This is a genomic window from Acidobacteriota bacterium, assembly GCA_003696075.1.
Taxonomy (GTDB): Bacteria; Acidobacteriota; Polarisedimenticolia; order J045; family J045; genus J045.
Window position 1 is genome coordinate 1 of sequence record RFHH01000117.1, and the last position, 14,385, is coordinate 14,385.

The 14,385-nt window shown below is 72.2% G+C and carries 14 protein-coding genes; all 14 read right to left on the reverse strand.

Annotation, left to right across the window (positions count from 1 at the left end; all coding sequences use genetic code 11):
• Positions 1-1,300 (reverse strand): hypothetical protein (locus D6718_07290; protein ID RMG45459.1); only part of this gene is annotated, 1,300 nt, incomplete at its 3' end.
• A complete protein-coding gene (locus D6718_07295; GenBank protein ID RMG45460.1) occupies positions 1,297-2,319 on the reverse strand; it encodes a hypothetical protein in 1,023 nt (340 codons plus the stop codon). The genes D6718_07290 and D6718_07295, both read right to left, overlap by 4 nt.
• A 14-nt stretch (positions 2,320-2,333) precedes the next feature.
• A complete protein-coding gene (locus D6718_07300) occupies positions 2,334-3,974 on the reverse strand; it encodes a type II/IV secretion system protein (GenBank protein RMG45461.1) in 1,641 nt (546 codons plus the stop codon).
• Between the two features lie 20 nt (positions 3,975-3,994).
• A complete protein-coding gene (locus D6718_07305) occupies positions 3,995-5,209 on the reverse strand; it encodes a type II secretion system F family protein (GenBank protein ID RMG45462.1) in 1,215 nt (404 codons plus the stop codon).
• 3 nt (positions 5,210-5,212) lie between these two features.
• On the reverse strand, positions 5,213-5,953 hold the full coding sequence (locus D6718_07310; protein RMG45463.1) for a hypothetical protein: 741 nt from the start codon (positions 5,951-5,953) through the stop codon (positions 5,213-5,215).
• Positions 5,950-6,420, reverse strand: coding sequence for a hypothetical protein (locus tag D6718_07315; GenBank protein RMG45464.1), 471 nt, complete (start codon positions 6,418-6,420; stop codon positions 5,950-5,952). The genes D6718_07310 and D6718_07315 overlap by 4 nt, the downstream gene beginning before the upstream one ends.
• Positions 6,410-7,000, reverse strand: coding sequence for an RNA polymerase sigma factor (locus tag D6718_07320; GenBank protein ID RMG45465.1), 591 nt, complete (start codon positions 6,998-7,000; stop codon positions 6,410-6,412). Before D6718_07320 ends, D6718_07315 begins: the two co-directional genes overlap by 11 nt.
• Positions 6,997-8,082, reverse strand: a complete 1,086-nt coding sequence (thiL, locus tag D6718_07325; GenBank protein ID RMG45466.1) for a thiamine-phosphate kinase — start codon at positions 8,080-8,082, stop codon at positions 6,997-6,999. Before thiL ends, D6718_07320 begins: the two co-directional genes overlap by 4 nt.
• A 44-nt stretch (positions 8,083-8,126) precedes the next feature.
• Entirely contained in the window at positions 8,127-8,618 is a 492-nt protein-coding gene (locus tag D6718_07330) for a CBS domain-containing protein (GenBank protein ID RMG45467.1), read from the reverse strand.
• A gap of 74 nt (positions 8,619-8,692) precedes the next feature.
• Entirely contained in the window at positions 8,693-11,104 is a 2,412-nt protein-coding gene (lon, locus tag D6718_07335) for an endopeptidase La (protein RMG45468.1), read from the reverse strand.
• Between the two features lie 40 nt (positions 11,105-11,144).
• Positions 11,145-11,609 carry an Hsp20/alpha crystallin family protein gene (locus tag D6718_07340; GenBank protein RMG45469.1) on the reverse strand — a complete coding sequence of 155 codons (465 nt, stop codon included), beginning with the start codon at positions 11,607-11,609 and terminating at the stop codon, positions 11,145-11,147.
• Complete coding sequence (nrdR, locus tag D6718_07345; protein RMG45470.1) at positions 11,606-12,082, reverse strand: transcriptional repressor NrdR; 477 nt, start codon at positions 12,080-12,082, stop codon at positions 11,606-11,608. Before nrdR ends, D6718_07340 begins: the two co-directional genes overlap by 4 nt.
• Positions 12,079-13,308: a UPF0104 family protein gene (locus D6718_07350; GenBank protein ID RMG45471.1), complete on the reverse strand. Its 1,230-nt coding sequence runs from the start codon at positions 13,306-13,308 to the stop codon at positions 12,079-12,081. Before D6718_07350 ends, nrdR begins: the two co-directional genes overlap by 4 nt.
• Positions 13,181-14,385 (reverse strand): DUF814 domain-containing protein (locus tag D6718_07355; protein RMG45472.1); only part of this gene is annotated, 1,205 nt, incomplete at its 5' end. The genes D6718_07350 and D6718_07355, both read right to left, overlap by 128 nt.

Sequence of the window (14,385 nt, forward strand, 5' to 3'; positions counted from 1 at the left end):
CACCGGAAGAGCCGCCGCCTCCTCCGCCCGGAGAGCCGCTCCCGTCCCCGCCCGACGAGCCGCTCTCCCCCGATCCGCCTTCCTGCCCGGCGCCGGTCCGGCCCTCCTCCCAGGCTCGGATCGCCTCGCGGGCCCCCTGGATCCGCGCGCCGGGACGGACCTTCGGGTTGATCCACTTCGGGTGCCCCTGCTCGTCGGTGCGGACGAGGTCCGGCCGCGGCTGGGTGATCCTGTCTCCGCTCCCGGGGGGCAACGGCGCGTTGCCCGCCGGCTTCCCCGCCGGTGCGGCGGCCCCGGAGGATGCACTCGCCCCGCCGGCGGCGGAGGTCGCGCCGCGCGCTCCGGCTTTCCCGGCACGGCCGCCCCGCCGGCGGCCCGGGAGCAGCGCCGCCGCTCCCGCATCGGAACCGGTGGTCCGCTCCGCCCGCCGGCGAGGTCCGGACCGCCGCTCGCGGCCGGGCCGGGAGCCGCCCCCGGCCTCCGCCTCCGAACCGCCCCCCGCGGGCGCCGCGGAAGCGGCGGCACCCGGGACCGCCGGCGAGCGGGAGACGCTCGGCGCCGGCCCCCCGGCGCGCGCCGCGGCAGCCGGTGCGGCTTCCCCGGAGCCTTCCGCCGGCTCCCCGGAGCCCTCCTCGGCCGCCCCGCCCTCCACGAGCAGCACCTCGACCGGCTCCTCCTCCGCGGGAGCTCCGGTCAGTTGTTGCTCGCTCGCCGCGGGCGGTTCGGCCTGGGGCGTGTAGCGGAAGGTGAGGAAGAAGGCGACCTCGTCGGTGCCCTCGGCGTACTGATAGTCGCCGGGCACGACGTCGTTGAACGCCGGAGCGTCCTGGAGGACCTCCTGGAAGTGGAAGTAGGCGTCGTCGTCCTTCGCGATGCCTCGGAGCTGGACGCGGACCACACCCGATTCGAACGTCGGGCGGACCGAGGTGACCCGGACGTTCCACGGCAAGACGCGCTCGAGTTCTCCGAACAGCCGGGTCCACGAGAAGTGCCGTTCTTCCATGATCGACTGGACGAAGTAGGCCTGCGGGGCCAGGGCCTCCATGTCGATCGCGGCGAGCTCCTTTCTCAGCTCCTGGGCCTCCTTCGTCATGGACGCCATCCGCTGACGGTGTCCCGCCAGCTCCTCCAGGAGCGCCGCTTCCCGCGCGTCGGCCGTGAGGTAGGCGTGCGCGTTGTGCCCGGTGAACGCGAGCGCGGCCGCTCCGAGAACGAGCAGCGCCACGGCCAGCGGCTTGTCGTTTCTGTAAGGCCGCGTCGCGAGATTGAGCTCGATCGCCTGCACGCGCACCTCCGTCACGGCTCCCGCCGTAGAGCGAGGCCGAGCGCGGGAAGAAGCTCGAGCACCTCCTCCTGAGGTGCGTCCGCCAGCTCGGGGACGACCCGCCGCACGGCGGCGTCGCGCACCGCCCCGCAGCCGGCTTCGCGGGCCACGCCGATCAGACCCTCGGGATCGATCCCCACGACCCTCGCGTGCAGCGTCTCGATGCCCTCGCCCAGCAGGTGTTCTTCGTAGTAGCTGAGCGTCGAGCGGAGCTCCCGCACGACCACCCGCAGGCTCTCCTCGCCGCGGTAACGTCCCTTCACGTGGTAGTTCTTCGCCCGGTAGAAGATCAGCCGCCCACCGCGGACGATCATGAAGCTGAAGTAGGTCGGAGTGGCCGACAGAAGCGCGGTGTCGCGCCCCGAGTCGACATCGAAAGCGCCGTCCAGGCGCAGCGCGTTGAGCAGGTCGAAGGTCGCCAGGTCGATCAGCCCCACGCGAAGCCCCAGTCCTTCGAGGAGACCCTCGAGGGCGACCACCGCCTCTCGCCGGCTGACCGCCACGAGCAGCATCTCCCTCCCGTCGTCGCCCCGGCCGAGGAGATGCCACGACAGGCGCGCCTCCTCGAGCGGGAACGGGATCGACTTCTTGAGGCGCCACTTCACCACCTCGCCCACCTGCTCGCGACGCTTCGGCAGGTCGCGGAAGTCGAGCATGAACACGCGGGCGAAGGTGTCGGGCAGCGCGAGGGAAACTCGCCCCGCGCGCTCCGCGCCCGCCTGCCGCAGCACGCTCCCGACCGCCGCAGCGAGCGCCTCGGGCGCTCCGATCGACGGGCGCACGATCGACGAGGTGAAGGTTCCGGGTTCCAGCGCAGCGATTCCGTGACCCGCGAGCCGGTAACCGCCGCTCTTCCTCACCAGGCGGACGGCGACGACCGCGTCTTCCCGAATCTCGACGCCGACCAGGGGATAGTCGGGCCTCATCCAGGGCCGCCGGCGCAGGCCATCGGGAAGCCGCTCCCACCAGCTCGCAACGTCCACCGCCACGCCCATTCCCCTCCCGCTCCTCAATCGACGAAGGTGACCTTGTTCACCTCGCGCAGCGTGGTCTTCCCGGCCAGCACCTTCCGCAGTCCCGACTGCCGCAGCGGCACCATACCCTCCTTGACGGCCTGCCGCTTGATGTCGGCCGCCGGGCGCCGGGCGAGGATCATCTCCCGGATCTCGTCGGACAGGTCGAGAAGCTCCGAAATCGCCTCCCGGCCCCGATACCCGGTCCCGTGACACTCGATGCAGCCCTTCCCCTCGTACAGGGGCTTGTCCCGCCACTCCTCCGGATCGAGACCGGAGTCGATGAAGACCTCGTCGGGGAGCTGGACCCGCGTCTTGCAGTTGTTGCAGATCAGCCGGACCAACCGCTGCGCGAGGACGCAGTTGAGGGCGGAGACGAAGTTGTACGGCTCCACCTTCATGTTCAGGAACCGGCCCAGCACGTCGACCACGTTGTTCGCGTGGACGGTGGTGAACACGAGGTGCCCGGTCAGCGCCGACTGGATGGCGATGTTGGCCGTCTCTTCGTCCCGGATCTCCCCGACCATGATCTTGTCAGGGTCGTGCCGGAGGATCGACCTCAGCCCGCGGGCGAAGGTCAGTCCTTTCTTCTCGTTGACGGGAATCTGCGTCACCCCCGGGAGCTGGTACTCCACGGGGTCCTCGATGGTGATGATCTTGTCCTCGGAGTTGATGATCTCGGAGAGAGCCGCGTACAGCGTGGTCGTCTTGCCCGATCCGGTGGGCCCGGTGACCAGGAACATCCCGTACGGCTCGCGGACGAACTTCCGGATCTTCTTGAGGATCTCCTCCTCGAACCCGCAGACATCCAGGGTGAGCTTGGCGAACTTCTCGCTCGCCGACTCTTTGTCCAGGATCCGGATGACGCAATCCTCGCCGTGCACCGCCGGCATGATGCTGACGCGGAAGTCCACCGTGCGGTCCTTGATCCGCAGCTTGAACCGGCCGTCCTGCGGCGTGCGCCGCTCGGAGATGTCCAGCTCGGACATCACCTTGATCCGCGAGATGATCGACTGGTGGAACCTCTTGTCGATCGGCTCCATCGCCTGGTAGAGGACGCCGTCGATGCGGTACTTCACGATCACCTCCCGCTCGCGCGTCTCGATGTGGATGTCCGACGCGCGGCGCTGGAGGGCGTTGAAGATGGTGGAATCGACGAGCTTGACGATGGGGCTCTGGTCGGAGGTGATCCGGTCGATCGAGAGGACCTCCTCGCCGTCCTCGGCCTCCCTGACCACCTGGATCCGCAGCTCCTCGGTCGCCTCCTCCAGGACGCGCTGGGACGACTCCGACCGCTTCAGGATCTCCTGGATGGCGCTGCGCGTCCCGACCGCGACGTCAATCGGACGGCCGAGGAGCAGCTCGAGCTCGTCGATCATCAGCACGTCGGTCGGGTCGGCGACCACCACGACCAGCGTCTCGCCTTCCTCTCGGTAGGGGATGAAGTTGTAGCGGAACATGAGCTCCACCGGCACGGAGCCGAAGAGCTCGTGGTCGATCTCGTACTCGGCGAGGTTCACGTACTCGAGACCGAGTCTCTCCGCGCGGAGGCGCGCCTCCAGCTCCTCGTTCAGAGTATCGCCGAGGGCTTCGCCCTGAGCCTGCACGGCCGGATCGATCTTCGGGGTGTCACTCATCGCTCGCTGTTCTCCCGGCATCACACGCTCGAGTGGGCGTAGATCATCAGCAGAGGATAGTAGATCGCGAGGAGCATGAACGCGACGATCACCGCCATGAAAACGAGCAGCATCGGCTCGACCAGCGAGATCAGCACCTGGAGCTGGTGATCGAGCTCCTCGTCGACGAAGTTCGCCACGTGGTCGAGCATCTCCGCCAGCGATCCCGACGACTCGCCGATCTTGACCATTTCGATCACGAGGTCGGGGAAGAGCCCGGTCTCCTCCAGCGACCCGTGGAGCGAAGCGCCCTCCCTGATCTTGGCGGCCACCGATTCGACGGCGTCGGCGAAGATCGACACGCCGAGCGCCCGGCCGACGATCTCCAGACAGGTCACCAGCGGCAATCCGCCCGCGACCAGCGAGGAGAGGGTGCGCGAGAACCGCGTCACGACGAACTTGTGCGCGATCGGTCCGATCAAGGGGAGGCCGTACAGCACCCGCTCGAGCACGCGCTGGCCGACCGGGGTCCGCTTCCAAACGGCCAGGGTCCCCACCCCGACCACGAGCGCGCCGGCGAGCAGCCACCATTCGTCCCGGACGAACGCCGAGGCGCCCACCACGACCCTGGTGACGAGAGGGAGATCGGTCCCGAACCCGGAGAAGAGATCCTCGAACTGGGGCAAGACATAGGTCAGGAGGATCAGCACCAGGCCGATCGACATGACGACGAGGATCGCGGGATAGGTCAAGGCCCCGACGACCTTCTTCCGGACGTTCATCAGCGTCTGGGTGTAACGGATGTAGCGCTCGAGAACGGTGGCGATCTCCCCCGTGCGCTCACCCGACGCGAGCGTGCTCGCGTACAGCGGCGGGAACAGGTCCTGCGCCGCGAACGCCTCCGAGAGCGATTCGCCCGCCTTCACCCGGTCGCGCACGTCCTCGAGCGCCGCCTTGAAGACGGGGTTCTTGCGGCGCTCGAGCAGCAGCTCGAGGCTCTCGATGATCGGCAGGCCCGCCCGGATCAGCGCGGCGAACTCCTGGTTGAAGAACAGGAACTCGCCCATCCTCACCTTCCGGCGGCGCTTGAAGAGGTCGGCCAGCGCCGCGGCGAAGGCCGACCGGCGCTGGATGCCGAGCACGAGGTAGTCCTGCTTCTCCAGCTCGCGCCGGAGCGACCGGACGTCGGCCGCGACGTAATCCCGCTCGATGATCTCGCCCGTCGGGCTGGCGAGCCGGCAGCGGTACTCGGGCACGGCCTACTCCTCCCCTTCCCCGCCGCCCACGGGGGGACCGAGCGCGTTCACCTCGAGGGCGATGAACAGCGCCTGGCCGCGCCGGCGTGCGGGCGCGCCCACGAGGTGGAGCCGCCCTTCCGGCAGATCGAGTTCCATCGTGAGGATCGGCCTTGGCGTCGCGAGGGCCGTGCCGGCTTCCCGCGGCGCGGGGCGCTTTTCGAGCACGAACGGCCGGACCTCGACGATCCCCCGATCCGTATCCACTGCCGCGATCTCCAGCTCCGCCCGGTAGCGCTCTCCCAGGTCGACGCCGATGGCACCGCCCTCCACCGTCCTGGCCGTGGCCGAGGCGATCCGCTCGAACCGGGTCCAGCCGGTCACCTCCGCCAGGGCGTCGCTCACCTCGCGGAGTTCGCCCGCCAGTCCTTCCCGGGGCTCCGTCTCGCGGGTGGCCAGGATGAGGCTCACGGTGACCTCCACCGCCTGCGGCGGCGTATCCCACGAGGCGAGCGCCTCGGCGATCCGCTCCAGCCGGTCCGGCTCGTCCTCGACGGTGATGACCCGCAGCGACTTCGGCACGCGGTAGGCGCCGCACGGCCCGAGGAGCTGGTCCACGAGCTGGGCGGCCTCCGCGACCGGCTTGTACCGGACCGGAAGGACGCGCGAGCGGATCTCCTTCCCCGAGCAATCGGCGGCGCGCGCGGGGAATCCGGCGCCCGCCAGGGCGGCGACCAACAGCGCGGCCGAGGTCAGGCGGATCACAGGTCGAGTTCCTTGTCGAGGATCAGGGTCACCGTCGGCCCCTCGCCACCCGCCGGAAGGAGCGTGACCACCCGCGCCCGGCGCGAGTCGACACGCCGCACGATGGGAGCCGGAGCCCTGCCGATCGGGGCCAGCTCGGGCAGGGCGGCCAGCCGGGCCCGCCGGTCCGGGGGCCTCACTCCCCACACGCCGGCCGCGAAGGCCGCGGCGGCGGCGGCGGCCAGCGCGAGCCGGAGGAGCCTCGCGGAGCGGCGCGGGACCGATCCGAGGCGCGGCGGCGGCGGCGCGGCGACCGGATCGGGCAGGACCGCCAGCAGCGCGAAGAGGGCGGAGGGATCCTTCGCCGACAGCTCCCGCCGGCAGGCCGGGCAAGCGGCGAGATGCCTCGCCTCGCCGGGGGCCGGGGGCCGCCCCGCCGCGAGACCGGCCAGGACCTCCGGATCCGGATGGCACCGGTCAGTCGGCACGTCCCTCGTCCTCACCGATCAGGCCGGGAAACTCCCGCCGCAGCCGCTCGGCGATCCGGGCTCGGACCTGGAACAGGTGATTCCGCACGGTCGACGGGGCGATTCCGAGCAGGCGCCCGATCTCCCCGGCGCTCATCCCCTCGGTGCGCGCCAGGACGAAGACCGCCTTCTGGCGGGGAGGCAGATCGCGCGTGACCGCTTGGAGCGCCCGTTCGAGTTCGAGCGCGAACAGCCGGACGTCCGGGCCCGAGCCGGCGCGCGGCATCCGGCGCTCCGCCAGGTCCTCCACGGGCACGCCCTCGCGGTCGGGACGCGCCCGGCGGCGTCTGAGAGCGTCGATCGAGAGGTTGACCGTCATCCGGTAGATCCAGGCGTCGAGTTCCCGCTCCTCCTGGAAGCGGCGGAGTTCCCGCCACAGCCGGAGGCACGTCTGCTGGGCGACGTCTTTCGCTTCCTCGCCGTCGCCGGTGATCCGGCGGGCGATCCGGTGGATCCGGGCCCAGCGGCCCTCCACCAGCCGGTCGAAAGCGTCCCGGTCGCCCGCGGCGGCGCGCCGTATGAGCTCGCGCTCCCGGCTCATCGCCGACCGGACCGCCGTCGCCCTGCCCTGTCTACGCGCCCCGGGCGCCCGGCGTCTAGCGGCGGCCGGAAGGGATCCCAGCCGCCCGCGGGCCACGGGGCGAAAGCGCCCCGGCGCACGAGACGGCCACCCCCGCCCGGCGCGGTGAGGCGGCCGACGACGTGGAGCGCGCCACCGGCCCGGGCCACCGCCCGCTCCGCCGCGGGCAGCCGATCCGGCGGGATCGCGGCCAGCAGCTCGTAGTCCTCACCCCCGGCGATCGCCGCCCGGAACGCCCTCCGCTCCCCGAGGAGCCGGCGGGCGGCGGGGGCGACGGGAATCCGCTCGGCCTCGACCTCGAACCCGCATCCGCTCGCCGCGGCGAGGCGGGGCAGGTCCAGGCCGAGGCCGTCGGAAAGGTCGATCAGGGCCCGCGCGTGCCGCGCGAGGGGCCGCGCCAGTTCGAGCCGCGCCGTCGGCTCCCGGAACGCCCTGAGCGCGGCCCCGGCCGCCCGCCGCCCGGCGCGGTCGCCCGGGGGAGCGAGCCGGCCGGAGCAGAGGAGGTGCCCCGCGGCCGCCGCCCCCAGCGGCCCGGTGACCGCGAGGAGATCCCCGGGCCGTCCGCCGCTCCTCAGCACGGGCCCGCCGGGCCACGGCCTTCCGACGGCGACGACGGCGAGCGCCGCGTGGCCGACCCGGGCCCGCGTGGTGTCCCCGCCGACGAGGGGAACTCCGCGCCGGTCGAGCGCACCGCCGAGTCCCTCGAAAAGCGCTCGCGCCTTCCGGCCCCACTCGCCGCCTCGGGGCCAGGAGAGGGCCAGGAGGACCCCCTCGGGCCTGGCGCCCATCGCCGCGATGTCGGAAAGAGCCCGCTCCACGGCGCGGCGGCCCAGGGCCCGGGGAACGATCCACCGGAACCGGAAGTGCCGCCCCTCCAGCATCTGGTCGACGGTGACCACCCGCGCCGGCCGGCCGGCGAGAACCGCCGCGTCGTCCCCGATTCCCAGGGAGAAGGCGGACCCGCCCCGCGCCCGGAAACGGCTGGCGAGCCAGGCGAGAAACCGGTCCTCTCCCAACTGGAAGGGGTCGCGCATGGCGGGCATTCTCCCCACCGGAGCGGGGTTCCACAACGAGACCGGATCTCTCCTCAGGCGCCGCCCGCCCGGATCCGGTCGGAGACCCCGGGGATCTCCCGCAACAGATCGAGCGCCGAGACGATGCCCGCGAGCCGCCCATCGGCATCGACGACCACCAACCGGTGCACGCCGAGCCGGATCATCAGCTCGGCCGCCTCCGACGCGGGGGCCTCGGGCCGGATCGCGTGGACCAGCGGCGTCATCACCTCGGAGATCGGGGCGCTACGGATGTCGGAGAGCCGGAGCGCTCCGAGATCGGGGGCCTCGGCGACGCGCCGGAGGGGCCGCTCGCCGTAGAAGGTCGTGCCGTCCACGGCGTTGCCGAAGTGCCAGTTGAGAATGTCGGTCTGGCTGATCACGCCCACGGGCCGTCCCCCGGCATCGACGACCGGCAGGCCGTGCACGCCGTGGCGCAGGCAGAGCCGCTCCGCCTCGTGGATCTCCTGGTCCTGCGAGACGACGACCACCTCGCGCGTCATCAGCTCCGCGACGCTCTTGCCCACGGGCGGACTCCTCCGCCGGTCCGGCTCGGTCCGGCCGCTTCCAGGATAGCGCCGCGCGCGGCGGAGGAGCGCCGTCAGCGGACCGTCGCCGCCCCGGCCGGCCGAACCGCCCGGCGCGCCTCCCCGCCGGGCTCGGCGAGGAGGGCGGCGGCGAGGACCTCCTCCATCGACTCCACCAGGGTGAAGTCCAGCTCCCGCCGGACCCGCGGCGGGATCTCCTTGAGGTCCTTCGCGTTGGCCCGTGGCAGCACGACCGCGCGGGCCCCCGCGCGCCGGGCGGCCAGGACTTTTTCCTTGATTCCGCCGACCGGAAGCACGCGCCCGCGGAGGGTGATCTCGCCGGTCATCGCGACCTCGCGGCGCACCGGCCGCTCCGTGAGAACGGACACGATCGCGGTGGCGATGGTGATCCCGGCCGACGGCCCGTCCTTCGGAATCGCTCCCTCCGGGACGTGCACGTGGATGTCGACCCCGCCGAACAGGTCCTCGTCGAGGGCGAGCAGGCCGGCGCGGCTCCTCGCCCAGCTCAGGGCGGCCTGGGCCGACTCCTTCATCACGCCACCGAGCTGGCCCGTGAGCACGAGCTTGCCGCGGCCACGCATCTTGAGCGCCTCGACGAAGAGGACGTCTCCCCCCGCCGCCGTCCAGGCCAGCCCGGTGACGACCCCGACCGCGGTCCCGGCGAGCCGTTCCCGGGCATGCGGCGGGGGAGGACCCAAGAACCGCTCGAGGGAAGCGGCGGTGACACGGCCGCCCGTCGACCGGCCCTCGGCGACGCGCCGCGCGATCTTCCGGCAAATCGACGCGATGCGGCGCTCGAGGTTCCTCAGGCCCGCCTCGCGCGTGTAGCGGGTGATGATCTCCCGGATCGCCTGGTCGCTGAACCTGACATGGTCTTGCTGGAGGCCGTTCTCGCGCGTCTGCTTGGGAATGAGGTGGCGCCGGGCGATCTCGAGCTTTTCCTCTTCCGAATAGCCGGGGATGCGGATCACCTCCATCCGGTCCCGGAACGCCGGATGGATCGTGTCCATCAGGTTCGCCGTGGCGATGAACAGGACCTGGGACAGATCGAACGGCACGCCCAGGTAGTGGTCGCGGAAGGTCGAGTTCTGCTCCGGATCCAGCACCTCCAGCAGGGCCGCCTGCGGATCGCCGCGGAAATCGTTGGCGAGCTTGTCGACCTCGTCGAGCATCATGACCGGGTTGCGGGTCCCCGCCTGCCGGATCGACTGGATGATCCGCCCCGGCATCGAGCCGATGTAGGTCCTCCGATGCCCGCGGATCTCCGCCTCGTCGCGCACCCCACCGAGGCTCACGCGCACGAACTTCCGGCCGGTCGCCCGCGCGATCGACCGGCCGAGCGAGGTCTTGCCCACCCCCGGAGGACCGACGAAGCAGAGGATGGGGCCGCGGTGCTCGGGCCTGAGCTTGCGCACCGCCAGGTACTCGACGATCCGTTCCTTCACCTCGTCGAGACCGTAGTGGTCCTCGTCCAGAATCGCCTGCGCCCGCTCCAGATCGAGGTTGTCCTCGGTGAGGACATCCCAGGGGAGCTCCACCAGCCACTCGAGGTGATGCCTGATCGTGGCGGTCTCCGCCGCGTCCGGGTGCATGCGCTCCAGGCGGCGCAACTCCCGCTCGATCTCTTCCCGGACCTCCTCTGGAAGATCGCGGTTTTCGATCTGCTGCCGGATCTCCTCGATCTCCTCTTCCAGCTCGCTCCCTTCGCCCAACTCGCTGCGGATCGCCTTCATCTGCTGCCGCAGGTAGTACTCGCGCTGGCTCCTGTCGATCTCGTCGCGGGCGAGCGAGTCGATCTCGTGCTGCATCGAGAGGAGGTCCAGCTCGCGCTTGAGCTGCTGGGCGACCACCCGGAGGCGCTCCACCGGATCGATGATCTCGAGGACTTCCTGCGCCTGCGCCGCGCTGAGGTCGAGGTTCGAGGCGATCAGATCGGCGAGCCGGCCGGGGTCCTCCAGGTTGTTGGCGATCACCTGGACTTCGGAGGGAAGGTTCTTTCCCAGGTTCACGCCCCGCTCGAGCGCCTTCTTCACGGTCCGCATGAGGGCTTCGCATTCCAGCGCATCCTCGCGCGCGGGAAGCGCGGCCCCGCGCTCCAGCAGGGGCTCGACGCGCGCCCTGAGGAAGGGCCCGTCCGTCTCCAGCTCGTCGATCCGCGCTCGGCACACCCCCTGCACCAGCACGCGGATGCGCTCGTCGGGGAGCTTCAGCATCCGCATGATGATCGCCACGGTGCCGACCTCGTACAGGCCGTCGGCGCCGGGCGACTCCTCGTCACGGTCCTTCTGGGTGACGAGGAGGACCATCCGGTTGTCGGCGAGGGCCCGGTCGACCGCGCGGATGCTCGCTCGGCGTGCGATCGACAGCGGCGCGATGATGAAGGGGTAGACCACCATGTCCCGCAGAGGGAGCACGGGGAGGATGCCGGGGATCCTCACGGCGTCTCGGGAAGGGTCCTGGGCCATACGCGCGATCCTCGTGCGTTCCTGGGGAAGGGGCCGCCGCTCAGCCGCGCCCGCCGGCCGGATCGGTCTCGATCCGGATCGGGACCGCGCGGCCGCGGCGGTTCGGCACCTTGGGAAGTTCGGCCCGGAGCACGCCGTCCGCCAGCCACGCGCGCGCCTCGCGGGGATTCACGGCCGCGGGGATCGGAATCCGCCGCTCGAAGGGTCCGTACTCCCGCTCGTCGTGCACGATCTCGGCGGCCTCCGGGCGCCGCGGCGCGCGGCGCTCCCCCCGCACCACGAGCTCGCCCCCCTCGGCGACCAGCGTCACGCTCTCCGGACCGACACCGGGCAGCTCGATGTCCACCACGACGTGGGTCTCCGACTCCGCCACGTCGACACCCGGCGACCAGCCGCCCCCTTCCCCGCCTCCTTCCCGCAGGCGGACCAGCGATTCGAAAAGCCGGTTGATCTCGCTCTGGATGCGGGCCACCTCCAGCTGTGGTCCCTTGGCGATCCTGCTCATCCGTTCCCCCGCGGGCGGGAGCCGGGCCCGATGAGCGAGCGCAGCTCCCGCATGAACTCGTCGACGTCCTCGAACTGGCGGTACACCGAGGCGAACCTGACGAATGCCACTTTGTCCAGCTCTTTCAGCCTCTCCATCACGAGCTCCCCGATCCGGCGCGTCGGCAGCTCCCGGTCCGGAGCCTCGCTGACCATCATCACGACCTCGTCGGCGATGGCCTCCAAGGCTCGAACCGAGACAGGGCGCTTCTCGCAGGCCTTGAGGAGTCCCGCCATCACCTTGCCCCGGTCGAGCAGCTCCCTCCGGCCGTCCTTCTTGATGACCATCGCCGGGACGTCCTCGATCCGCTCGTAGGACGTGTACCGGCGCCCGCAGGCGGTGCATTCCCTCCGGCGGCGGATCGCGGTGCCGCCCCGCGACTCGCGCGAGTCGACGACCCGGTCCCGGTTCTCCCCGCAGTAGGGGCACTTCACGGTTCGACCTCCACGGCGCGCCGGCCGGCAAGGCCGCCGAGGGCGACCGATAGGCCGCCCAAGACCAACATCGGCACGATCGTGGCGGCGTGCACGACGAGCCCGGTGGACAGCGCCAGCTCGCGGGACGCGCCGAACAACCGCGTCAAGCCCAGCATCATCGCATAGTGATACGAACCGGCGCCCCCGGGGGTCGGGATGCCGATGCCCGCCGCCAGGATGGGAAGGAGGATCAGCGAGCCGCCCGGAGCCAGGGAGACCCCGGCGGCGGCCACGCCCGCATGGATCCCGGCGGCGATCACGATCCACAGGACCAGGGTCTCGGCGGCGAGGCGAAGGATTCCGGGCAGCGTCTCGAAGGCCGCCACCCCCGGCAGGAGCCGGGCGGCGAAGCCCGCCAGGGCCCGGAGGGGCCGGTGCCCGCTGTCCCGGGTCAGGCGCTCGAGCCGAGCGGCCAGAGGTCTCCGGGCGCGCGCCGCCGCCGAGACCAGCACGAGCCCGGCGAGGGCCGCGGCGAGCGCGAGGAGACCGGCCCGGCGCAGGGCCGAGAGCGTGGCCGCGTCGGTGGCCGCACCGAGACCGGACCAGCGACCGGGGAGGGCGAGCCCCAACCCCCCCAGCCCGAGCACCGCCAGGACGTCCAGGACCGCCCGCTCGACGCCGACCGTGGCCAGCGCGGTGCCGAACGGGACATCGGAGCGCCGGGCCAACAGGGCCGGGCGCAGCACCTCCCCGACGCGGCCCGGCAGCAGCGACGCCATGTAGCCGATGGCGATCGCGGAAGCGAGTTCCCGGAAAGGCGCGGCCCTCCCCGATGCGCCCAGGAGCGTCCGCCACCTCCAGGCCCGCAGCCCGATGTGAACGGGAACCGAAGCGAGGCAGGCGGCGAGGAGCAGCGGATCGGCTTCCCGCAGGTGGGGGCCGAGCCGCTCGAGTTCGACGTTCCGGAAGCAGAGCCAGAGGAAGAGGGCCGCGAGCAGCGGGCCGGTCAGCCACGCGAAGACTCGGCGCACGAATCGCTCCACCAGAAGCGGGCGGACGACCCGAGAAGGGCCCGCCGGCACGCGGAGCCGACGATAGGTTGGCTCCGCGCCGGGGTCAACGCCGCGGCTCCGCCGCGGAAGGACGCGGCGCGCCGTCCGGGACCGCCCCCGCCACCACCCGGATCGTGCGGAATTTCTTGGCCAGCACGCGGCCGGCAGGTCCGCCCCGGGGGCGCCTGAGATGCCGCCGCCTCGCGACCAGGACGTCGACCGCTTCGCCGGAGGTCACCCGGGACAGGGCCGCGGCGAGGCGGGCCGCGTAGCGCAGATCCTCTTCGGGAACGTCCCGCCGCCCTCCCGTCCTGATCAGCACGTGGGCCCCCGGTCGGTCCTTCACGTGAAGCCAGAGGTCGTCCGGCGAGGCGGTGCGGAAGGTCAGGCGGTCGTTCTCCTCCGCCGAGCGTCCCACCAGGATGCGGAAGCCCCCGGGCGACCGGAAGAGGCGGGGCGCGCCGGAAGCCCCTTGTGGCTTCCGGGCGGGCTCCGGCGCCTCTCGCGCCGCGATGCCCAGCTCCTCGAGCCGCCGGACCGCCTCCTCCAGAGCGCCGGCCTCGGCCTGCGCGAGCACACCGGCGAGGGCCGCGGCACGGGCTTCGAGCGCGGCCCGACGCTCGGCCCGGGCCGGACGCCCTCGTTCCTCCTTGCGGGCCCGCGCGTAGAGGCGTTCGACCGTGTCCCGCCAACCCGTTCCGGGCGGGGCCGCGATCTCCCGCTTTCGGCCCGCCTCCCACGGGTCGTCCACCAGAAAGGAACCGTCCGGCCGCCGGGCCGCGGCGGGTCCGGCCGCGAGGAGCGCTTCGGCGTCCCGGCGGAGGACCGCCGGGTCGGGCGCCTCGAGCTCCTCGCGCTCCAACGCCGCCAGGGCTCTCTCGGTGCGGCGCCGCTCCGCGCGGGCCAGGCGGACGAGACGACGCCGTTCCGATTCGCGCCGCGCCCAGCCGCAGGCCGCTCCGTACCAAGCCCGGAGGGCGGAGAGCAGGCCCGGGTGGATCTCCCCGCCGCAGGCGGTCAAGTCGATCTCCGGGGGAGGCCCGGAGCGCAGGCCCGCCGGGAGGTCCTCTCCCCGGAGCCGGCCGATCAGTGCCGCGTGCACCGCGCTGCCCCCGCGCTCCAACGCCCACGCGGAAAGGCGGCGCGCTTCGTGACGTGCCAGTCCGGGGACGGCGCGCCGGAGCCCGGCCGCGGCTTCCTCCACCGGCATCCCCTCCACGAGGGTCCCGGCCCAGGTCTCCAGCGCGGCCGCGAGCGCCTCCCCTGCCG